Consider the following 21,872-nt stretch of genomic DNA (forward strand, 5'->3'; position numbering starts at 1 on the left):
GTTTTAGTTGCCGCTGTCGCCGCCATCGGTGGCATTGCTGGCGCCCGTGCTGTCTTCGAACGTGGCAGGGGCTGCGGTGCTGGAGTCAGGGGCGTGAAAATCCAAAGACGCTGAATTCATGCAATAGCGCAGCCCAGTCGGCAGGGGGCCATCTTCAAACACATGGCCCAAGTGCGCGCCGCACTGGCTGCACACGGTTTCGGTGCGCACCATGTGGTGGCTGCGGTCCACGATTTCGGTGATGGCGCCGGGGTCGGCCTGGTAGAAGCTGGGCCAGCCGCAGCCTGCGTCGAACTTGGTGTCGGAATCAAACAGCTTGGCGCCACAGCAGATGCAGTGGTAGCTGCCTGGGGTCCAGTGCTGCTCGTACTTCCCGGTGAAGGGGCGTTCGGTGGCAGCGTGGCGGGTGACTTGATAGGCCACGGGCTCAGCCCCTTTGGCTTGGAGGGTGTCCAGCCACTGGGCGTCGGTTTTTTGGATGGGAAAAGTCATGAGGAACAACTGATGGCAATGGAAGAGGCCCATGCGGGCGGGAAGTCAGCCCAAGCACCGTGCGCAGGGTGTTCATCAAAGGGGTGTTGCAACACCCGCAGCAGATCTTGCACCACCTGGAAGTTGCCCTGCTCTGCGGCGTGAATGGCCTCCTGCGCCACATGGTTGCGCAGCACAAAGCCAGGGTTGGTGTTGAGCATTAAATTGGCATCTAGCGCTTGTCCAGACTGCGCTGATAGCTCTTGATAGGAGAGCAGCCAGCGGTCAAAATCTTTGCTGTCCAAGAACAGCTCACGCGTGCGCTCGAAGTCTCCGTCTTGGGCGGAGCGCGACAAGCGGCGCCAGAAGATGGCGTGGTCGATGCGCTGGGTGGCCAGCAGTTCCAGCAAGTGCCCAATCACCGGGGTGGCCGCCGCGGTGTGCTGCTGGGCAGCGCTGGGCAGCCCCAGCTTGGCGCACATGCGTTGGCGAAAGGCATGGCTGAAGGCCGGGCGGTAGGCTTCCAGCGCAGCCACGGTCACATCCTGGTCTTCAATCAGCGGCAGCAGGGCCTGGCCCAGACAAAATAGGTTCCAGTAGGCGATTTGTGGCTGCTGATTGAAGGCGTAGCGGCCCTGGTGATCGCTGTGGTTGCAGATGTGGCCGGGGTCGAATGCATCCAGAAACTGGAAGGGGCCGTAGTCAATCGTCAGGCCCAGCACGCTCATGTTGTCAGTGTTCATCACGCCGTGGCAAAAGCCCACGGCCTGCCAGTGCGCAATCATGTGGGCGGTGCGCTGGCCTACCTCATACAACAGCGCGGCATAGGCATTGCCTGGCACAGATGCGCCTTCGCTGTCCACACCTTGCCAGCCGCTGCGGCAGGCGGGATAGTAGCGGTCAATCACGTAATCGGCCAGCTGGCGCAACTCTGGCTGCATATCGCGGGCGGCAAAGTGCTCAAAGTGGCCAAAACGGATAAAGCTGGGCGCGGCACGGGTCACGACCGCAGCGGTTTCGGCCGTCTCACGGTACACCGGTGCGTGCGAAGCCGTCAGGCACAGCGCGTGCGTGGTTGGAATGCCCAAGGCGTGCATGGCCTCGCTGCATAGAAATTCGCGGATGCTGGAGCGCAGCACGGCCCGCCCATCGCCGCCGCGCGAATAAGGGGTGGGGCCGGCGCCTTTGAGTTGTAGCTCCCAGCCTGCGGCGGTTTCACCTACGGTGATGGCGCGCCCGTCGCCCAGTTGGCCGGCCCACACCCCAAATTGGTGGCCGCTGTAGACACTGGCATAGGGCTGGCTGCCGGGCAACACGGTATTGCCGGTGAAGGCCTGCAAGGCCTGCTCGGTCTGCATGAAACCATCGGGCAGCCCTGCGAGCTGGGCGACTTGCGGGCTTTGTGCCACCCATTGCGCGTCGGGCAGGGGGGTAGGCTGGAGGTGCGTGAGGAAGGCTGGGCCAAGGCCTGAGAAACCGGTGCGCCAGACGCCTTGCCAAGGCAGTGGGTGAGAGCCATCAAATGCATGCATGCAGCAATTGTGGCCAAGTCACGAAACCTTTTTGATCTAAGGAAATGTATGTGGCAAAAGCCGCCCAAAGGACGCTTTGGCGACACATGCATGCTGGTAAGCCCGTAAACCGTTGGGTGGGCTGGCCCTTTACGATGGCTGCCAATGCGTGACAGCGCAGGCGGTACACGCCCCCAATTACATTCCCAAGGAGACATAGCCCATGCAAGGCCTGATGCAGAACCAGCAGTTGCTGATTTCGAGTTTGATTGAATTTGCCGCCCGCCACCACCGCGATGCGGAAATCGTGTCGCGCCGTGTGGAAGGTGATATTCACCGCTACACCTACGAAGACTTGGCAGGGCGCGCCAAGCAGCTGGCCAACGCGCTGGATGGGCTGAAGCTGGCCCATGGCGACCGGGTGGCATCGATTGCCTGGAACGGCTACCGCCACATGGAGATGTACTTTGGCGTCAGCGGCTCGGGCCGCGTGCTGCACACCATCAATCCGCGCCTGCACCCGGAGCAGGTGGCTTGGATCATCAACCACGCCGAAGACCAGGTGCTGTGCTTTGACATGACGTTTTTGCCGCTGGTGCAGGCCGTGCACGCCAAGTGCCCCACGGTGCGCCAGTGGGTGGCGCTGTGCGATGCCGACAAGCTGCCTGCCGACAGCGGCATTTCTGGCCTGGTCAGCTACGAAGCATGGATTGGCGGTCAAAGCAAGCACTACCGCTGGCCCCAACTGGATGAAAACACTGCTTCCAGCATGTGTTACACCAGTGGCACAACCGGCAATCCCAAGGCCGCGCTGTACAGCCACCGCTCCACTGTGCTGCACGCGTATGCTGCGGCGCTGCCCGATGTGATGTGCATGTCGGCCCGCGACGCTGTGCTGCCCGTGGTGCCCATGTTCCACGTTAATGCGTGGGGCATTCCGTACTCGGCCGCATTGACGGGCGCCAAAGTGGTGTTCCCCGGCCCTGCGCTGGATGGCAAATCGCTGTATGAACTGATTGAGGCCGAAGGCGTGACCTATGCCGCAGGTGTGCCCACGGTGTGGCAGATGCTGCTGGGCCATATGCAGCCCAATGGGCTGAAGTTCAGCACCCTGCGCCGCACGGTGATTGGCGGCGCAGCCTGCCCACCGGCCATGATTACGGCTTTCGAAGACGGGCTGGGTGTGAAGGTGTTGCACGCCTGGGGCATGACGGAGATGAGCCCGCTGGGCACGCTGTGCACCCTGAAGAACAAGCACTTGCAGCTGTCCAAGGAAGAGCAGTTCAAGCTCAACCAGAAGCAAGGCCGCGCCATTTACGGCGTGGAGATGAAGATTGTGGACAGCGAGGGCAAGGAGCAGCCTTGGGATGGCAAGACCTACGGCGACTTGATGGTGCGCGGGCCGTGGATTTTGGAGTCGTACTACAAAGGCAGCAGCCCGCTGGTCAAAGATGAGCAGGGGCTGGGCTGGTTCCCCACAGGGGATGTGGCCACCATCGATGAAGACGGTTTCATGCAAATCACCGACCGCACCAAGGACGTGATCAAGTCCGGGGGGGAGTGGATCAGCTCCATCGACATTGAAAACATTGCCATGGGCCACCCCGCGGTAGCCATGGCCGCGTGCATCGGCATGCCCCATCCCAAGTGGGATGAGCGCCCGATTGTGGCGGTGACGCTCAAACCCGGCGCGCAGGTCACGCGCGAGGCATTGCTGGCGTTTTACGAGGGCAAGACGGCGAAATGGCAGATTCCGGACGACGTGGTGTTCATGGATGCCATTCCGCTGGGTGCGACAGGCAAGATGCTCAAGACCAAGCTGCGTGAGCAGCTCAAGGATTACCGCCTGCCTTCACTGGCTGTGAATGCCTAGGCACCGAACAGGAGCTGGGAGCACGCTGATCCCAGCTAAGGCGGGCCAGCAACTGCGCTCCTGGTTTTGGGTGGGTGAAACGCTGTTGACAGGGGATGCGCGGCGCTCACAGAAGGCGTCAGTCAATGGCTTTGCTTTTATGGTGTTAATCCATGACGTTAGTACTGGTCTGAGCCAATGGTGCCAAGGCGCTTACAAAATAAGAGCTGCTTGCGCTTGTATGCATTAGGTTTTCCATACAAAACTAGCTGAAACATTGAAAGCACCTGCGTAAGGTGCTTTCTTTTTTGGTGAATTGGCGGGGTGGCTGAACGCCCCAAAAGTCACCCACGTGACCCCTATCCATGCGTGTTCTTACCGAGGGGGATAGTCCCGAGAGTGAAACCACCATGCGGTTTTTGCGAATGACTGACTACGCTTGTCGGGTGATTTGGTGAGTGTGAACCAACCCTTTATCTACGCAGGAGACAAGCATGCAATTTGTGTTGAAGACCGTGGCCGCATCCGTATTGCTCAGCGCTGCTGGTGCATCGATGGCCCAGCAAGGTGAAACCGTCAAAATTGCATGGCTGGATCCGTTGTCGGGCCTGATGGCTGCGTTGGGCACCAACCAGATGAAGAGCTGGCAATACCTGGCCGAAGAATTCAGTAAGAACAACGCTGCTGGTGTGAAGTTCGAGATCATTCCGATCGACAACAAGCTCAGCCCCCAGGAGACCACCAGCGCCCTGCGCTCTGCCATGGACCAGGGCGTGCGCTACGTGGTGCAGGGCAACGGTTCAGGCCCGGCGCTGGCCATCATGGATGCGCTGGAAAAGCACAACGCCCGCAACAAGGGCAAAGAAGTGCTGTACCTGAACTACGCGGCCGTAGACCCGGATCTGACCAACAGCAAGTGCAGCTACTGGCACTTCCGTCTGGATGCCGACACCTCCATGAAGATGGAAGCGCTGACCACCTACATGAAAGACCTGCCCGATGTGAAGAAGGTCTACCTGATCAACCAGAACTACGCGCACGGCCACCAGGTCAGCAAGTACGCCAAAGAAATGCTGCAGCGCAAGCGCCCCGATGTGCAAATCGTGGGCGACGACATGGCGCCTTTGGCCCAAGTGCGTGACTTCTCCCCCTACATTGCCAAGATCAAACAGTCGGGTGCAGACAGCGTGATCACCGGCAACTGGGGCTCTGACTTGTCGCTGCTGATCAAGGCAGCCAACGATGCCGGTCTGAACAACGTCAAGTTCTACACCTACTACGCCGTAGCCACCGGCGCGCCCACGGCGATGGGCGCAGCGGCGGCAGGCAAGGTGTATGTGGTGGGGTATTCGTACACCAACATGCCAGGGCCTATTAACAACATCGTCAAGGGCTTCAAGTCCAAGATGAATGACGACATGTACACCGGGGCGGTCTACCACGGCTTTGCCATGCTGACCGAGGCCTTCAAACGCGCCAAGAGCACCGATCCGGTGAAGGTGGCTGCGGTGATGGAAGGTATGAAGTTCAAGAGCTTCAACGGCGAAGTCGAAATGCGCAAGCAAGACCACCAGCTGCAGCAGGGCCTGTACATCAGCCGCTGGGAAAAGACCGACGCCCAAAACCCCATCGATCAGGAAAACACGGGTTACACCTTCAAGCAGGTGAAGTACTTCGAGCCCTATGTGGCCAGCACGCCCACCTCTTGTGAAATGAAGCGCCCCAGCTAAGCGGTGCTACCCAGCGGGTGGTGCAAGGCCCGCTCACGCAACCTTGGGGCTGGGTAGCTTTGTCCCAGCGCAAATCTGCGATTTGCTGGGGTCGCGTGAGCCACTGTGGCACAGACAACCCGCTTTTTATGCCGTGGCGCCGATTCTGGTGGTGCGCCACACCGTGTTTTCTTTGCGTTGACAGGGTTCCATGAATCTTGAATTTTTTGTGATCTCCATGCTCAACGGCATCAGCTACGGGCTGCTGCTGTTCATGCTGAGTTCGGGCCTGACGCTCATCTTCAGCATGATGGGCGTGCTCAATTTCGCGCACACCAGCTTTTACATGCTGGGTGCTTATTTCGGCTACATGCTCTCGGGCGTCATAGGCTTTTGGCCGGCACTGGTCATTGCACCACTGATGGTGGGCGCACTGGGTGCCGCGTTTGAGCGCTACAGCCTGCGCAAGGTACACAAATATGGCCATGTGCCCGAGTTACTGGTCACCTTTGGTCTGTCCTACCTGATTTTGGAAGTAGTGCAGCTGGTCTGGGGGCGCAGTGCTGTGCCCTACGGCCTGCCCACCGCCTTGCAAGGCCCGCTGTTTACGCTGTACGGCACGCAGTTCCCCAAGTCGCGCTCCTTCATCATGCTGATGGCGCTGCTGATGCTGCTGGCAGTGTGGCTGCTGCTGACACGCACACGCATTGGGCTGGTGATTCAGGCAGCGCTGAAAAAACCCGAAATGGTGGAGGCGCTGGGCCACAACGTGCCGCGCGTGTTCATGCTGGTGTTTGGCGGCGGCTGCGCGCTGGCCGGGCTGGCCGGCGTGATTGGCGGCAACACCTATATGACCGAGCCTTCGATGGCCATGTCGGTGGGCTCCATCATCTTTGTGGTGGTGGTGGTCGGGGGGCTGGGGTCGCTGGCCGGCGCGTTTTTGGCGTCACTGCTCATCGGCATCGTGCAGACCTTTGCAGTGGCGCTGGATTACTCCTGGGCCACGCTGTTTAACAGCCTGGGCATGCACATCACGCCGGAGAGCTTTGGCTGGCCCGTACTCAGCCTGACGATTTCGCAGATGGCGCCCATCCTGCCGTATTTGTTCTTGGTGCTCATGCTCATCTTCCGCCCCAAGGGGCTGATGGGCACGCGGGAGGACTAAGCCATGTCAGCCATTTTGCTTTCGCCGATGAATCACGAAACCATGCCGCATGCCGCACCCGCTTCCTCTGCCCCTGTGCGCTACTACCGCTTCAAACCTTGGAATATCGGGCGCGTGGTGGTGTGGAGCGTATTTGCCCTGTTGCTCATCATCGCGCCGCTGGTCTTCACCAGCTCTCTGGCGCTGACCATGCTCAGCCAGATGGGTTATGCCATCATCATTTGCCTGTCCTACAACATCTTGCTGGGGCAGGGCGGCATGCTCAGTTTTGGGCATGCGGTGTACACGGGGCTGGGCTCGTTCATCGCCATCCACGCGATGAATCGCGCCGCCGATGGAGGCGTGCCCATTCCGGTATGGCTAATTCCGCTGGTGGGTGGCCTGGCCGGCATGTTCTTTGCCGCGCTGCTGGGGTGGGTGACCACCAAAAAATCAGGCACCACGTTTGCCATGATTACCCTGGGGGTGGGTGAGCTGGTTGCCGCCATGGCGCTGATGTTCCCCGGTTTTTTTGGCGGAGAAGGCGGTATCACCACCGACCGTGTGTATGGCACCACGTTCTTGGGCTTTGATTTTGGCCCCAGCATTCAGGTGTACTACCTGATTGCGGTGTACTGCTTCATCTGTACCGCGCTGATGTTTGCGTTCACGGCCACGCCGCTGGGCCGCATGCTCAACGCCGTGCGCGACAACCCCGAGCGCGTGGCCTTTGTGGGCTACAACACCCAGCGCGTGCGCTATATGGGCTTCATCATTGCGGGCTTTTTTGCCGGTATTGGGGGCGGGCTGGCGGCCATCAACTTCGAGATCGTCACGGCCATGGACAGCGTGAGCATCATCCGCTCGGGCACCTATTTGCTGTTCACCTTTTTGGGGGGCGCCACTTTCTTCTTTGGCCCCATCATCGGTGGCGTGCTGATGGTGGTGGCCACGGTGTTTTTGTCAGAGATTACCAAGGCATGGATGCTGTATTTGGGCCTGATCTTTTTGTTCATGGTGATGTATGCCCCCGGTGGTATTGCCAGCCTGATCATGATGAACCTGCGCCTGGCCAAGTACGGCAAGCTGGGGCGTATTGTGGGCGCTTACCTGGCGCTGGCGGGCACGGCCGTGGCCATGGTGGTGGGGCTGGCTGCCATGGTGGAGATGCTCTATCACCTGCAGCTGAACATCGGCTTGGGCAGTGAACTGCGCTTTATGGGCAGCACGCTGAATGTGCACAGTGTGGAGAGCTGGCTGGGCGCGGGCCTGATCTTTCTGACAGGCTTGGGGCTGTTTGAGCTGGTGCGCCGTGAATACGTGCGCCAGTGGGGGCAGATTCAGGAAGAAATTGAGCACGACATCCAGCGTGCGGAGGGCATCTGATGGGCCATCACACACCTTATGCCTTGGAGCTGCGTGATCTGCGCAAAAGCTTTGGCAAGACGGAAATCATTCGCGGCGCCAATCTGGCCGTGCATGCGGGCGAGCGCGTGGCCATCATCGGCCCCAACGGCGCGGGCAAAAGCACCTTGTTCAACCTGATCAGCGGGCGTTTTGCGCCCACCAGCGGTGAGGTGCTGCTGCACGGCCAGCGCATTGATGGCAAAGAGCCGTTTGAAATCAATCGCATGGGCCTGTCGCGCAGCTTTCAGATCACCAACATCTTCCCCAAGCTCAGCGTGTTTGAAAACCTGCGCTGTGGCGTGCTGTGGAGCATGGGCTACCGCTACACCTTTTTGCGCTTTCTGTCGCGCATGGATGCGGTGAACGAGCGCGCCAAGCAGCTGATGGAGCAGATCGGCCTGCACAAGAAGCGCGACGAGCTGGCTGTGAACCTGACCTATGCCGAGCAGCGCGCGCTGGAGATCGGCATCACCATCGCCGGCGGGGCCGACGTGATTTTGCTGGACGAGCCCACGGCCGGGATGAGCAACAGCGAGACCGCGCGCTTCATCAACCTGATCCGCGAGGTGACCGTGGGTAAGACCTTGCTGACCGTGGAGCACGACATGGGCGTGGTCTTCGGTTTGGCCGACAAAATTGCGGTGGTCGTTTATGGCGAGGTGATTGCCTTTGACACGCCCGAAAACGTGCGTGCCAATGCGCGGGTGCAAGAGGCGTACCTGGGCTCGGTCATTGCCGATGAACAGGCGCAAGCTGCATTGCATTGAGGAGGCCCACATGTTGCACATCAATAACTTGCATGCCTACTACGGCAAAAGCCATGTGTTGCATGGCGTGGATTTCTCGGTGAACGCCGGAGAAATCGTGGCCCTGCTGGGGCGCAATGGCTCGGGGCGCTCCACCACGGCCAAGGCCATCATGGGGCTGGTCGATTGGGAGGGCGATATTCGCTGGAAAGCGCAAGCGCTGCACGGTCAAAAAACCTACGAGGTGGCGCACCTGGGGATTGGCTATGTGCCGGAGAGCCGCGATGTGTTCCCCAATCTCACCGTGCACCAGAACCTGCTGCTAGGCCAAAAAGGCAGTGGCAAGGGCAGTCGCTGGAGCTTTGACGACATGTACGCCATGTTCCCGCGCCTCAAAGAGCGCCAGCACACCGAAGCGGGTGTCATGTCGGGTGGTGAGCAGCAAATGCTGACGCTGTGCCGCACGCTGATGGGTGACCCGGACCTCATCATCATTGACGAACCCACCGAAGGCTTGGCACCGAAAATTGTCGAACTGGTGGGCGAGTACCTGAAAAAAATCAAGGAACGCGGGGTGTCGGTGCTGCTGATTGAGCAAAAGCTCACCATTGCCATGCGCATCTCTGACCGCGCCTTGGTGATGGGGCACGGTGCGATTGTGTTTGATGGCACGCCGCATAGCCTGAACGCCAATACCAATGTTCGCAAGGAATGGCTGGAAGTTTAAAAAAATCAATAAAGTGAGCTGCCGGCGCTTGCTGTGCAAGCGCTTAAGGCATATTTGATGCAAATATGCTGTGTGGAAATTTCCCATCTACATGGTCGTAAAAAAGGGCTCCAGCTGGAGCCCTTTGTCTTGGCGGCGTGCGTTGTGTACGCCGCGAGCGTGGTGTCACTTCACTTGCGAGCGGCTGCCGTCTTTGGCCAGCTCAAACACCACAAATTCAAAGTCTTTCAAATCACCCTTGGCATCGAACGCCACCTTGCCGATCACGGTGTCAAACGTGTGGGCGTGCATATAGTTCGCCACCTTTTTGGGGTCGGCACCCACGGCCTTCATGGACTTGTCCAGCACTTGCAAGGCCGCGTAGGCAGGCATTTGGTAGGCGCCGTTGGCGGAGCGGTTGGCTTTCTTGAAGGCATCGACCACGCCCTTGTTTTCGGGGCGCTGGCTGAAATCGGCTGGGAAGGTGAACATCATGCCCTCTACGGCAGGGCCGGCAATTTCAATCAGGCCTTGGTTGAACGCACCTTCTGCGCCCACAAAGCGGGTCTTCAAACCTTGCTCTTTGGCCTGGCGCAGCAGCAAGCCCATTTCGGGGTGGTAGCCACCGAAGAACACCACATCCACCTTGGCGGTTTTGAGTTTGGTGATGACGGCGGAGTAATCGCTGTCGCCCGCGTTGATGCCGTCATACATCACCACCGGTGCTTTGAGGCTGTCCAGCGTGTTTTTGACGTGCTGGGCCACGCCCGCACCGTAGGTTTGCTTGTCGTGCAGCACGGCCACCGCCTTGGGCTTGAGCTTGTCGACGATGAACTTGGCCGCAAATGGGCCTTGCTGGTCGTCGCGGCCAATCGTGCGGAAGAAGTGGTGGCCCTTCAGCCCATCGGTCACCTGCGGGGCCGTGGCACCGGGGGTGATGGCCACAATGCCTTCTTCTTCATAAATCTTGGAGGCAGGCACGGTCACACCCGAGCACACGTGGGCGATCGCAAACTTGGCGCCGGAGTTGAGCACGCGGTTGGCTGCGGGCACAGCTTGCTTGGGCTCACACGCATCGTCAATGAACACCGGCTTGTATTCGCGGCCATTCATGCCGCCAGCGGCATTCATGGTTTCCACCGCCGTGAGCAGGCCCGCCTTGACTTCATCGCCATACTGGGTGTTGGGGCCTGTCATGGGAATGGGAACGCCGATGAGGATGGGTTCTGCTGCATGGGCGCTGATGGCTGCCGAGCCCATCAGTGCGGCGGCGGCCCAGGCGGTGCTCAAGCGAATGAATGTTTTGCGTTGCATATAAGGGTGAGCCTTCCAAAAAAGGGAAAAGTGCGTGCACGTGCTGAACACGCTGCACACATTGTTGGGTGGGCGCTCACATGCTCGGTTATGACTTTCCCCAGCGTTTTATTGCAGCCACACTTGTCACGTGTCATGGTTCAGACGGTGCACACAGGCGTCGCAAGAAATGCGCCATCGGTGAGTTGCCAGGTGACCGTTGATCGGTTTTTCTTCGATGGCTCCGATGCGCGTGCCAGCAAGATTCCGCATCTCGGAACCCGCCTCTTGCTGATGTCCCAATCGAGACAATCCGAGGGCAAAACTCCATAGCGTTTGCCGAAGTCGCTTCCTAGAATGAATTGCAGAACGCCCGTTCTTTTTTCATAGAACCGAAGGAGACAAGCCATGACGGCTGAATACAAGGTCCACGCATCCGTGGCCGTGATCACGCTCAATAACCCGCCGGTCAACGGACTGGGTTTGTCCACCCGCCGCGCCATCCTGGAAGGTCTCAACCAGGCCAATGCCGATGCCGCCGTGCAAGCCATCGTGATTACGGGTGCCGGCAAGGCCTTCTCGGGCGGTGCAGACATCAAAGAGTTTGGCAAGGAAGCCGCACTGCAAGAGCCCAATTTGCACACGGTGATTGCGCAGGTGGAGCAGTCGGCCAAGCCCGTGGTGGCGGCCATCCACTCGGTGTGCATGGGCGGCGGGCTGGAGTTGGCGCTGGGTTGTCACTACCGCATTGCCGCACCGGGCACGACCGTGGCGCTGCCCGAAGTCAAGCTGGGTCTGCTGCCTGGGGCTGGCGGCACGCAGCGCCTGCCACGCGCCATTGGTGTGGAACCCGCGCTGAACATGATCGTCAGCGGTGAGGCCGTCAAGAGCGAGTTGCTGGCGCAAATTCCTGGCCAAAAACTGTTTGACAAGCTGTCGGCCAGCGCCGAGAGCCTGGCGCAAGAAGCCCTGACTTTGGCCCAGACCGTGGGCGAGCGCCATGCCGACGGTAACGAGGCACTGCCCCTGGTGCGTGACCTGAAGTGCAAGCACCCCAAAGGCGATGCATACTTTGGTTTTGTGCGCAACATGGTCAAGGGCATGTCCAAGAACTACCCTGCGCCGCTGAAGTGCGTGGACGCGGTGGAAGCGGCCACCAAGCGCAAGTTCCAAGACGGCCTGAACGTTGAGCGTGAGTTGTTCATCAACCTGATGTGGACCCCCGAGTCGCGCGCGCTGCGCCATTTGTTCATGGCCGAGCGTGCCACGACCAAGATTGCCGACATTCCCGCAGACACCCCCACCCGCGCCATCCACAAGGTGGGCGTGATTGGTGCGGGCACCATGGGCGGGGGCATCAGCATGAACTTCCTGAATGCCGGCATCCCCGTGACCATCCTGGAGACCAAGCAAGAGGCGCTGGATCGCGGCGTGGCCACCATCCGCAAGAACTACGAGGCCCAGGTCAAGAAGGGCAAGCTCAAGGAAGACAAGTACGCACAGCGCATGGCCCTGCTGAGCACCACGCTGAGTTACGAAGATCTGAAAGACTGCGACTTGATCATCGAGGCCGTGTTTGAAGAGCTGGGCGTGAAAGAAACCGTGTTCAAGCAGCTGGATGCGGTGGCCAAGCCCGGCGCCATTCTGGCCTCCAACACCTCCACGCTGGACGTGGACAAGATCGCTGCCTTCACCCAGCGCCCGCAGGACGTGGTGGGCATGCACTTCTTCAGCCCTGCCAACGTGATGAAGCTGCTGGAAGTGGTGCGCGGCAAGGCCACGGCCAAGGACGTGATGGCCACGGTGATGCAAATCGCCAAGAAGATCAAGAAGACCGCAGTGGTTTCCGGTGTGTGCGATGGCTTCATCGGCAACCGCATGATTGAGCAGTACAGCCGCCAGGCCGGCTTTTTGCTGGACGAAGGGGCCAGCCCCGAGCAGGTGGACAAGGCCGTGGAGAAGTTTGGATTTGCCATGGGCCCCTTCCGCATGGGTGACCTTGCGGGCAACGACATTGGCTGGGCCATCCGCAAGCGCCGCGCGGTCGAAAAACCCGGCATGAAGTACAGCGCCAGTGCCGACCGTCTGTGCGAGCTGGGCCGCTTTGGTCAAAAGACCGGCAAGGGTTGGTACGACTACGCCCCCGGCAAGCGCGATGCGATTCCGAGCCAGGAAGTGCTGGACATGATTGATGCGCACCGCAAAGCGATGGGCATCACACCGCGCCAGATTTCGGACGAAGAAATCGTGCAGCGCCTGGTGTTCTCGCTGGTCAACGAAGGCGCGCAGATTCTGGAAGACGGCATTGCCAGCAAGTCGGGCGACATCGACATGGTGTACCTGACCGGCTATGGCTTCCCCATCTACCGTGGTGGCCCCATGCACTACGCCAGTGAGCTGGGCCTGATCAATGTGGTGCAAGCCATGAACCGCTTTGCACAAAACCCCCACGACGACGCCCAGTTCTGGAAGCCCGCTCCTTTGTTGGCGCGCTTGGCCGCCGAAGGCAAGTCGTTCGCTTAAAGCGCCGTTGGCAAACCCAGAATTTGAAGGATTGAAGTTATGACATCCGCAGTGATTGTTTCTACCGCGCGCACCCCGCTGGCCAAGAGCTGGAAGGGTTCGTTCAATATGACCTACGGCCCCACGCTGGGTGCCCACGCGGTTGCACATGCTGTGCAGCGTGCCGGCATCGACGGTGCCGAGGTGGAAGACGTGATCATGGGCCTGTCGCTGCCCGAAGGCACCACCGGAGGCAACGTGGCGCGGCTGATTGCCACCCGCGCAGGGCTGCCTGTGACAACGTCTGGCATGACCATCAACCGCTTTTGCTCCTCGGGCCTGCAATCGATTGCACTGGCAGCGCAGCGCATCATTGCGGGCGAAAACGAGGTGCTGGTGGCCGGTGGCCTGGAATCCATCTCTTGCGTGCAGCAAGAGGTGAACCAGCACATGGCCGTAGACCCCGAGCTGATGAAGATGAAGCCCGAGATCTACTGGAGCATGCTGCAAACGGCCGAACAAGTGGCCAAGCGCTACCAGATTGGGCGCGCGGCCATGGACGAGTACGGTGCCGCCAGCCAGCAAAAAGCGTTTGCCGCCCAAAGCGCAGGCTTGTTTGATGCAGAGATTGCCCCCATCACGGTCACCATGGGCGTGGCTGACAAGGTCATGGGCCTGACGACCAAGCAAGTCACCGTCTCCAAGGATGAGGGCATCCGGGAAGGCACTACCGTGGAAGGCATCTCCGGCCTGCGCAGCGCGCTGCCCGGTGGCTTGATTTCGGCGGGCAACGCCAGCCAGTTCTCCGACGGTGCGGGCGCTTGCGTGCTGGTGCATGAAGACTACGCCAGCAAAAAGGGGCTGCAGCCACTGGGTCGTTTCCTGGGCTTTGCCGTGGCCGGTTGCGAGCCCGACGAGATGGGCATTGGCCCTGTGTTCGCCATCCCTAAGGTGCTCAAAAAACTGGGCCTGAAGGTCGAAGACATCGACCTGTGGGAGCTGAACGAGGCCTTTGCCGTGCAGGTGATCTACTGCCGCGACAAGCTGGGCATCCCGAATGAGCGCCTGAATGTCAACGGCGGCGCCATTGCCTTGGGCCACCCCTATGGCGTATCAGGCCAGCGCCTGACGGGCCATGCGCTGATCGAGGGCAAGCGCCGTGGTGCCAAGCGGGTGTGCGTGACCATGTGTATTGGTGGTGGCATGGGCGCAGCTGGCATTTTTGAAGTGCTCTGAGCGTTTGACAGCGCCGTAAATCCCGCAGCCGCCTTCCTTCACACCGAGGGTAGGCGGCTTTTTTACCGCTTTGGATTTTTTAAAACCATAGCTGCTAGCGCTTGCTGCATAAGCGCTAGAGCCATATTTGACTCTTCATCATGTCCCAACTGCGCTCCACCCTGGAATTTCTGTTGTACGACTGGCTGCACGCCGAAAGTCTGACCGCCCGCACCCGCTACGCCGACCACAGCCGCGAAACCTTTGACGCGGTGCTGGACACCTGCGAGCGCATCGCCTGCGAGAAGTACGCACCCTTCAACCGCACGGTGGACACGCAAGAGCCCACCTTCGACGGTGAGAAGGTGATCCAGCCCGCCTGCACCGGCGAGGCGCGCAAAGCCTATGCCGACAGCGGCATGCTCAGCGCGGCCCAGCCCTACGAGCAAGGTGGCATGCAGCTGCCGTATGTGGTGGAGGCTGCGGCCAACAGCTTTTTTGCCTGCGCCAGCATTAGCATCGGCTCCAACCTGCTGACGGTGGGCAACGCCAACCTGCTGCGCGTGCACGGCACGCCCATGCAACAGCAGGTGTTTGCCGACAACGAATTCAACGGCCGCTGGGCGGGCACCATGGCGCTGTCGGAACCACAAGCCGGCTCCAGCCTGAGCGACATTGCCACCCGTGCCGAGCCCGATGGCGCAGATTTTGCAGACGACCCGCTGGGGGCGCGCTACCGCCTCAAGGGCAACAAGATGTGGATCAGCTCGGGCGACCACGAGCTGACCGAAAACATCGTGCACCTGGTGCTGGCCAAGATCCCCGGGCCGGACGGCAAGTTGATTCCGGGCGTGAAGGGCATCTCGCTGTTCATCGTGCCCAAGAAGCTGGTGGACACGAACAGCAACTTGACTGGCGAGCGCAACGATGTGGCGCTCGCCGGCCTGAACCACAAGCTGGGCTGGCGCGGCACCACCAACACGCTGCTGAACTTTGGCGAGGGCAAATACCCGGTGCGCGGCGGCGCGGGTGCCATCGGCTACCTGGTGGGCCAACCGCACGAGGGCCTCAAGTGCATGTTCCACATGATGAACGAGGCGCGTATCGGCATTGGTATGGCGGCCACCATGCTGGGCTTGGCCGGCTACTACGCCAGCCTGGATTACGCCAAGAACCGCCCGCAGGGCCGCCCCATGACCGAAGGCGGCAAGGACGCCAGCAGCCCGCAGGTGGCTGTCATTGAGCACGCCGACGTCAAGCGCATGCTGCTGGCGCAAAAAGCGTACTGCGAAGGCGCGCTGGCGCTGAACATGTACTGTGCCAAGCTGGTGGACGAAGGCCGCACGGGCAATCCGGAAGAAGCCGCGCGGGCCAAGCTGCTGCTGGAAGTGCTCACACCCATTGCCAAGAGCTGGCCCAGCGAGAACTGCCTGGAGGCCAATTCGCTGGCCATCCAGATCCACGGCGGCTACGGCTACACGCGCGACTTCCCGGTGGAGCAGTACTGGCGCGACAACCGCCTGAACATGATCCACGAGGGCACACACGGCATTCAGGCCGCCGACCTGCTGGGCCGCAAGGTGGTCATGCAAGGCGGCGCAGGCCTGCAGTTGCTGGCGGCCACCATCCAAGCCAGCATCGAGAAAGCCGCAGCTGTGCCTGCATTGGCGGCTTACGCGCAGGATTTGGGCAAGGCGTTGCATGCGGTGCAGGCGGCCACCCAAGCGGCTTGGGCAACGAGCAATCCGCAAGAGGCGCTGGCCAACGCCGTGCCTTATATGCAGGCATTTGGCCATACCGTGTTGGCATGGGTGTGGCTGGAGCAAGCCTTGACAGTGCAAGCGCAGGATGCTGCGCTATCTGTAGCTGCTAACGCAGGCAGAATGGGCGCTTTAGCCTATTTTTATCACTATGAGCTGCCCAAGACTGCCGCATGGCTGCGCGTGGTGGGCGCCCGCGATATGACATGTGCCCGCATGCCGCTGGATGCGTTCTAAGCCATAGTCATTTGCATGCAGCAACAAAAAAGCCTGCCACGCAATGGCAGGCTTTTTTTATGCATATTATTGAATTCAACGGGTGATTGAATAAATCATGCACCACAAAGAAAGCCGCCTCTGGCTGGCAGAGGCGGAAAATAGATTACAAGCGTCAGTCCCGTGATTCACTACAGTGCAGACGGTGCGAATTCTATGGGAAAGCACCATGATTTCGCAGCGCATTTGCGGGTTTGATTTTGCAATATGGAATTTTTATATTTCAGTGAATACTGAAAATTCTTAATGCGCAGGTTTATTGCAATATATTTTAAATCTAAGAAATTCTCATATTCATAAATGCCCGAATGCGCGCAAGATGCGCAAAAAATCTGCCCCAGGTAAAAACGTTTTTTAAAGATTATTTTTTGTAACTCTTTTATAAGAGTTGAGGATTTTGATCTGGCTTTGCAGTGCGCTTAATGGGCGCTTAACGTTGGGCAGGAAGGTGGGGCCAGGCAGTGCCAGGGGCTAACCCAGCTTGGCGGTGTGGCTTCCTGGCAGCCGATTGCAGCCGATATGCTTTGCATGCAAACTAATTGACATGCAAACTATCTCTGAGGATTTGCCTGAGAACGCGCCTGACCTGCTTCAGGCGCGTTGCCGTTTTGGGCTATTGATTGGCAGCGTGTTTCGCCAGTGGCGCAAAAAAGTGGATGAAAGCTTTAAGGAGCAGGGCCTCACGGACGCAAGCCGCATGCCTTTGCTGATGCTGTACACGCACGGTGAAGCCATGTTGCAAAAGGACTTGGCACAGGCACTGTCGCTGGACACTTCTTCGCTGGTGCGGGTGCTGGATCAATTGCGCGAGGCGAACTGGGTGCAGTGGGCCTGCGCACCTGCAGACCGGCGCACCAAATGCATTGCGCTGACCCCTGAGGGGGAGCAGATGGCGGCAAAAATTTTGCGCACCACCTTGGAGATTGAGCAAAGCATCTTGGCCGGGCTGAGCGAAGAGGAGTTGGCTATAACGCGCGCTTCACTGCGCAAGATTGCCCTCAATTTTGAGCACATGGATGGGGCTGCTCACTGCCCAGCGCTTGTCGCACCGCTCGATGCAGGCACGGCCCCAGTGCTGAAAAACAGATAACAACAGATAGCAACGGTTTTAAAAATGAAGTTCAAAGTTTCACCCTTTATGTGGGTGAGTTTCTCCATGATCGTTGGGGTGATGGGCACGGCGCTCATCAGCCCTTTGTACGCTTTGTACAAAGAGACGTGGCAGCTGCAAGCCAGTGACGTCTCGCTGATCTATGTGATCTACATGGGCGGCGCCCTGTGCAGCCTGCTGTTTTTGGGGCGCTTGCCAGACCGCGTAGGTTTTCGCCGTGTCATGCAGGTGGGGCTGGCGCTGGCATTGCTGGGAACGGTCATCAGCATGCTGGCGTGGAACATGGTCAGCCTGGGTGTGGGGCGTGTGATTGTGGGCGTGGCCTCCAGCATGCTCACCACCAGCGCTACTTTGGGGTTGGCGCAGCTGTCTCGCCCAGGGCATATGCAGCGCGTTGCCATGATGACGGGATTTTTGCTGGCTTTTGGCTTTGGTTTGGGCCCGCTGGTGGGCGGCATCATGGGGCAGTGGGCGCCTTACCCCTTGGTGACCACCTATATCCCCACCCTGGTTTTGGGCTGCATTGGCCTGTACGCCTTGGCCCGCCTGGAGCTGCCTGCTGCGGTGCAAGCGGCCAGCCGGCCCGCATTGCAGTTGCGTGATGTGCTGCCCAAGCTCACCTGGCCCGCCTCTTCGGACTCATTCGCGTTTGTGCTTACCAGTGCGCTGCCATTTCTGGCGTTTGGTGTGTTTGGTCTGTATGCCTCGATGTCACCGCTGTTTTTGGACAAGCTGGTGCCGTGGCATGGCCCCGTGGTCAGTGGAACGGCGATTGCAGTAATTTTGCTGACCTCGGCCTGCGTACAAATTTTGGCGGGCAACATGGCTACGCACTGGTGCGGTTTCACGGGCTTGCTGAGTTTGGCCGTGAGCAATGGCCTGCTGATGCTCAATCTGTGGGTGGGTTCGGCATTGTTGTTTGCGCTGGGCGTGGCGCTGACCGCGATCGGGCACGGCATGAGCATGCTCTCGGGCATGGGCATGATCAACCGGATTGCCACTCCAACCAACCGCTCGGGCTTGCTGTCGACCTACCTAGTGATTGGCTACATCGGCAGCATGCTGCCGATGATGGCGATTGGCTGGATTGCCGACCACTGGGGCATGAATGCGGCAGTTTCGAGCTTCTGCAGCTTTGTCGTGATTTTGGCGACCACGGTGGCAGTGCTGTTTTTCAAGCATCCCCGCATGCGCACTGCTGCGCACTAAGCCTCAGCGGCCGCGCACCGCGTCGGCGGGTCTGCAGCCAGCACCGCCCTAGGCGGGGCGCGCCCAGATGGCTGGGTCTTGCTAAGCCGCCATGGCCGCAGCGCTGGCAGCGGGGCGCAGTGACCATGCCACACCTGCGGCGAGCACCAGCAGCAGTGCTGCGGCACCAAAGGCCACCCAGTGGGTGTGGTGGGTTTCATAGCCCCAGCCACCCAGCCAGGCGCTGAGCATGGCACCCACTTGATGGCCCAGATAGGCCCAGCCGTACAGCACGCCCACTTTTTTGACGCCGTACACATCCGCCAAGATGGCAGAAGACAGTGCAATGCTGCCCGCCCACACCACGCCGCCCACGGCAGCCACGCCATAGAGTTGCCAGACACTGCCCGCCACCAGCAGGCCGATAAAGCCTAAGCCCCGCACACCGTAGATCGCGCTCAGCAGTTTGCGCCGTTCCACCTTGTCGGCGATGCGGCCCAGCACCATGGTGCTGGGAATGGCGACCAGACCAATCAGGCCAATGCCCAAGGCGCTGGTGGTGGCGTCAAAACCATGGTCTTGCAGCATGGGCATGCAGTGTGTGCCCATCAGGTTCATGCTGAAGCCGCAGGCAAACAGGCCGAAGGTGATTTTCCAGAACGTGGTGCTGCGCATGGATTGCCAGACGCTCAAATCTGCCAGGGGTGCAACCCGCGGCACCGCGGGCGCACCGTTGGCTGCGGGCAGGGGGGCGTCGGCATTGGCTGGGGCGTTGTCGCGTACAACCAGTAAGGCGGTGGGAATAGTGACCAGTGCAAAAATGGCCGCAAACCCCAGCAAGGTGTGCTGCCAGCTCAAATACTGCAGCGCCCAGCCCAAAGCGGGCGTCATCACGGCAATGCCTGCCATTGACCCCGTAGACAAGAAAAACAGCGCCATGCCACGGCGGCGGTTGAACCAGCGGCTGATGACACCAGTCAGTGCCACCGGGCTGGTGAATGCCGCGCCCACCGACATCCACACGCCAAAGCTCCAGAAGATGCCCGCGGCTGAGCGGGTGTTGACGGCCCACAGCGTGGAAGCCACCAAGATGGCGGTGCCCAGCAGCAGCACATGGCGCGTGCCGATGCGCCCCACCAGCCAGCCCGCCAAGGGCATGGCCAAACCGTAGCACAGCATGCCAATGGCAATGATGCTGGCCAGCAAACTGCGGCTAAAGCCCAAGTCTTCGGCCATGGGTAAAAACAACGGCCCTATGCCCAGGCGCATGCCCACGGTCAAAAGCGTCAGCAGTGTGGCCGCGGCCACGATGTTCCAGCCAAAGTACCAGCTGGAGGTGGATGAATGTGTCATGGTTATCAAGCTCCCTGGGTGCCCACGGTGGTGTGTCTGCGTGCACCTTGACCGTGTGCGGGCTGCATCCTAGGCGATGCAGCAGGGCGTGCCTGTCACAGGCAGGCGATGTACTTGATTTTTGATAGCTTGCAGCGCTTACAGGTATTGCCTTTGAGGCTTATTTGATGCTTGAAATAAATATCAAGCAAGGTGCGCTGTTGCCGTGTGCCAGCAGCAGTGTTTATGCCGTCTCTTGCTGCCAGGGGGCAATCCAGCGCTGCACCATGGTGGCATCAAGCTGCATGTGCCGGTGCTGTGTGCCAGCTGCCACCAACGCTTGACGCCAGCTGGCGGGTACCACGGGGTGTGCCAGCACATGGGCGCTGCTGGTGGTGGCGTAGTACTGGGCAAGTGTGTGGCCGATGGCCTGGAAGACCGGGTGAAACGGCAGTGGCCGCTTGGCCGCAGCTGCCGTAGCAGGGGCCGCGGTCTGTAATTGCTGCAGCCACTGGCTGGCGCTGGCCCGGTCTTTGTCGGGCAGGGCCAAGGCTGCATTGCGGGCGCGTTGCAGCAGCTCGCGGTCTATGGTTTCAGACCAGGCGGGCTGGCTCAATGCCAGCACACAAGCGGCGGTAAGAACGGACAGGGTGTAGCGCATATCCAGCCAAGCGTTGTAGCAATCACTGGCCCAGAGGTTTGCAATGCAAGCGCAGAGGGCAGAACCAGCGAAGCAGCTTACGCTTGCACAGGGCCTGTTACAAGATTTATTACAAGTGCTTTCAGGCGATAGCGCTGATGCAGCCTGCGCTAGTTGCTATAGAACTTTTTTTGCGCAACGCCACCCAGCCGCCAGTCGGGCATGGCGCGGGCAATGCTGTGCACCACTAAGGCCGTCAGCGCGCATTTGAGGAGGTCACCGGGGATGAAGGCCACGTTGGCCCACATTGCCTGGGTCAGTGGCAGCTTGGCAATCCACACCAGTCCCGCAATGCCGCAGACATACAGCACTGCAATGCCGCCCACGGCAGATGCCATAAACGCGCTGCACGCTGCGCGCAGCGGGGTGGATTTGGGCAGCCAGGCCATCAACCAGCCTGTGACCAAGGCCGCCAGCGGCCAGCCCACCAGATAGCCCGCCGTGGGTGCGACAAACACACCCAAACCACCCCGCCCGCCCGATAGCAGCGGCAAGCCGACGGCCACTGCCACCAGGAACACCAGCATGGCCTGCAAACCCCGCCACGGGCCGAGCAAGCAGCCCGCCAGCATGACGCCCAGGGTTTGGATGGAAATGTGCACCCCCAGCGGTAGATCAATTTTGGGGATCAAGCCCATGACGCCCAGGAGGGCGGCAAACAAAGCCACCATGGCAATGGATTCAGAACTGCGGCGTGTCAAAGGGGTGTGCATGGCGTGTGAAACCTCGGTTGTTCACCACGGTGGTGTGGCGCAAGCTGGTATTGTATGCACGCTATTTGTATCTAAAGCAGCTGCAATTTGAATTCATCTGCATGCAATAGAGTAGTTTGAGTAGCTGGTAAAAGTGGCGATTGCGCCGTCATTCGGCGGCCAGAAATGCACAGTTTGCGTGCAAATGGCAGCAAATGAGCGGCGCTGTGGCCAACCTGCGGTTATCGCGCGCTGAA

The 21,872-nt window shown here is 59.9% G+C and carries 17 protein-coding genes; 11 read left to right on the forward strand and 6 right to left on the reverse strand.

Annotation, left to right across the window (positions count from 1 at the left end; translation table 11 throughout):
• Window positions 1-3: 3 nt before the first annotated feature.
• Window positions 4-492: a peptide-methionine (R)-S-oxide reductase MsrB gene (msrB, locus tag B3R00_RS16125; protein WP_286999856.1), complete on the reverse strand. Its 489-nt coding sequence runs from the start codon at window positions 490-492 to the stop codon at window positions 4-6.
• On the reverse strand, window positions 489-2,003 hold the full coding sequence (locus B3R00_RS16130; RefSeq protein WP_286999857.1) for a protein adenylyltransferase SelO: 1,515 nt from the start codon (window positions 2,001-2,003) through the stop codon (window positions 489-491). The genes msrB and B3R00_RS16130 overlap by 4 nt, the downstream gene beginning before the upstream one ends.
• A 202-nt stretch (window positions 2,004-2,205) precedes the next feature.
• Between B3R00_RS16130 and B3R00_RS16135 the strand changes: the two genes are divergently transcribed.
• From B3R00_RS16135 to B3R00_RS16160, 6 genes are all read left to right on the forward strand, one after another.
• Window positions 2,206-3,855 carry a 3-(methylthio)propionyl-CoA ligase gene (locus tag B3R00_RS16135; RefSeq protein ID WP_286999858.1) on the forward strand — a complete coding sequence of 550 codons (1,650 nt, stop codon included), beginning with the start codon at window positions 2,206-2,208 and terminating at the stop codon, window positions 3,853-3,855.
• A 473-nt stretch (window positions 3,856-4,328) separates the two neighbouring features.
• Window positions 4,329-5,564, forward strand: a complete 1,236-nt coding sequence (locus B3R00_RS16140) for a branched-chain amino acid ABC transporter substrate-binding protein (RefSeq protein WP_286999859.1) — start codon at window positions 4,329-4,331, stop codon at window positions 5,562-5,564.
• Window positions 5,565-5,754: 190 nt separating this feature from the next.
• Window positions 5,755-6,708: a branched-chain amino acid ABC transporter permease gene (locus B3R00_RS16145; protein WP_286999860.1), complete on the forward strand. Its 954-nt coding sequence runs from the start codon at window positions 5,755-5,757 to the stop codon at window positions 6,706-6,708.
• A 27-nt stretch (window positions 6,709-6,735) separates the two neighbouring features.
• Window positions 6,736-8,073, forward strand: coding sequence for a branched-chain amino acid ABC transporter permease (locus B3R00_RS16150; RefSeq protein WP_376747667.1), 1,338 nt, complete (start codon window positions 6,736-6,738; stop codon window positions 8,071-8,073).
• Window positions 8,073-8,861: an ABC transporter ATP-binding protein gene (locus B3R00_RS16155; protein WP_174862724.1), complete on the forward strand. Its 789-nt coding sequence runs from the start codon at window positions 8,073-8,075 to the stop codon at window positions 8,859-8,861. The genes B3R00_RS16150 and B3R00_RS16155 overlap by 1 nt, the downstream gene beginning before the upstream one ends.
• Before the next feature lie 10 nt (window positions 8,862-8,871).
• The gene (locus tag B3R00_RS16160) at window positions 8,872-9,567 is read left to right on the forward strand and encodes an ABC transporter ATP-binding protein (RefSeq protein WP_286999861.1); all 696 of its coding nucleotides are present in this window, start codon (window positions 8,872-8,874) and stop codon (window positions 9,565-9,567) included.
• 165 nt (window positions 9,568-9,732) lie between these two features.
• Here the strand turns inward: B3R00_RS16160 and B3R00_RS16165 are convergent, their stop codons facing one another.
• Window positions 9,733-10,860 carry a high-affinity branched-chain amino acid ABC transporter substrate-binding protein gene (locus B3R00_RS16165; protein ID WP_219162198.1) on the reverse strand — a complete coding sequence of 376 codons (1,128 nt, stop codon included), beginning with the start codon at window positions 10,858-10,860 and terminating at the stop codon, window positions 9,733-9,735.
• Window positions 10,861-11,247: 387 nt separating this feature from the next.
• On the opposite strand from B3R00_RS16165, the gene B3R00_RS16170 reads away from it, so the two are divergent.
• From B3R00_RS16170 to B3R00_RS16190, 5 genes are all read left to right on the forward strand, one after another.
• Window positions 11,248-13,362 carry a 3-hydroxyacyl-CoA dehydrogenase NAD-binding domain-containing protein gene (locus tag B3R00_RS16170; protein WP_286999862.1) on the forward strand — a complete coding sequence of 705 codons (2,115 nt, stop codon included), beginning with the start codon at window positions 11,248-11,250 and terminating at the stop codon, window positions 13,360-13,362.
• 39 nt (window positions 13,363-13,401) lie between these two features.
• Window positions 13,402-14,577, forward strand: a complete 1,176-nt coding sequence (locus tag B3R00_RS16175) for an acetyl-CoA C-acyltransferase (RefSeq protein ID WP_270147768.1) — start codon at window positions 13,402-13,404, stop codon at window positions 14,575-14,577.
• Window positions 14,578-14,717: 140 nt separating this feature from the next.
• The gene (locus B3R00_RS16180; RefSeq protein WP_286999863.1) at window positions 14,718-16,553 is read left to right on the forward strand and encodes an acyl-CoA dehydrogenase; all 1,836 of its coding nucleotides are present in this window, start codon (window positions 14,718-14,720) and stop codon (window positions 16,551-16,553) included.
• A gap of 583 nt (window positions 16,554-17,136) precedes the next feature.
• Window positions 17,137-17,682, forward strand: a complete 546-nt coding sequence (locus B3R00_RS16185; RefSeq protein WP_286999864.1) for a MarR family winged helix-turn-helix transcriptional regulator — start codon at window positions 17,137-17,139, stop codon at window positions 17,680-17,682.
• A 24-nt stretch (window positions 17,683-17,706) separates the two neighbouring features.
• Complete coding sequence (locus B3R00_RS16190) at window positions 17,707-18,912, forward strand: MFS transporter (protein ID WP_286999865.1); 1,206 nt, start codon at window positions 17,707-17,709, stop codon at window positions 18,910-18,912.
• An 81-nt stretch (window positions 18,913-18,993) separates the two neighbouring features.
• Here the strand turns inward: B3R00_RS16190 and B3R00_RS16195 are convergent, their stop codons facing one another.
• The 3 genes from B3R00_RS16195 to B3R00_RS16205 form a co-directional block, all read right to left on the reverse strand.
• Window positions 18,994-20,244: an MFS transporter gene (locus B3R00_RS16195; protein WP_286999866.1), complete on the reverse strand. Its 1,251-nt coding sequence runs from the start codon at window positions 20,242-20,244 to the stop codon at window positions 18,994-18,996.
• Between the two features lie 223 nt (window positions 20,245-20,467).
• On the reverse strand, window positions 20,468-20,884 hold the full coding sequence (locus tag B3R00_RS16200) for a hypothetical protein (RefSeq protein ID WP_286999867.1): 417 nt from the start codon (window positions 20,882-20,884) through the stop codon (window positions 20,468-20,470).
• Window positions 20,885-21,033: 149 nt separating this feature from the next.
• Window positions 21,034-21,636 carry a biotin transporter BioY gene (locus B3R00_RS16205; protein WP_284214515.1) on the reverse strand — a complete coding sequence of 201 codons (603 nt, stop codon included), beginning with the start codon at window positions 21,634-21,636 and terminating at the stop codon, window positions 21,034-21,036.
• Window positions 21,637-21,872: the final 236 nt, after the last annotated feature.

Origin of the sequence: Comamonas sp. UBA7840, from assembly GCF_002501455.1 — a bacterium.
Lineage (GTDB): Bacteria > Pseudomonadota > Gammaproteobacteria > Burkholderiales > Burkholderiaceae_C > Comamonas > Comamonas jiangduensis.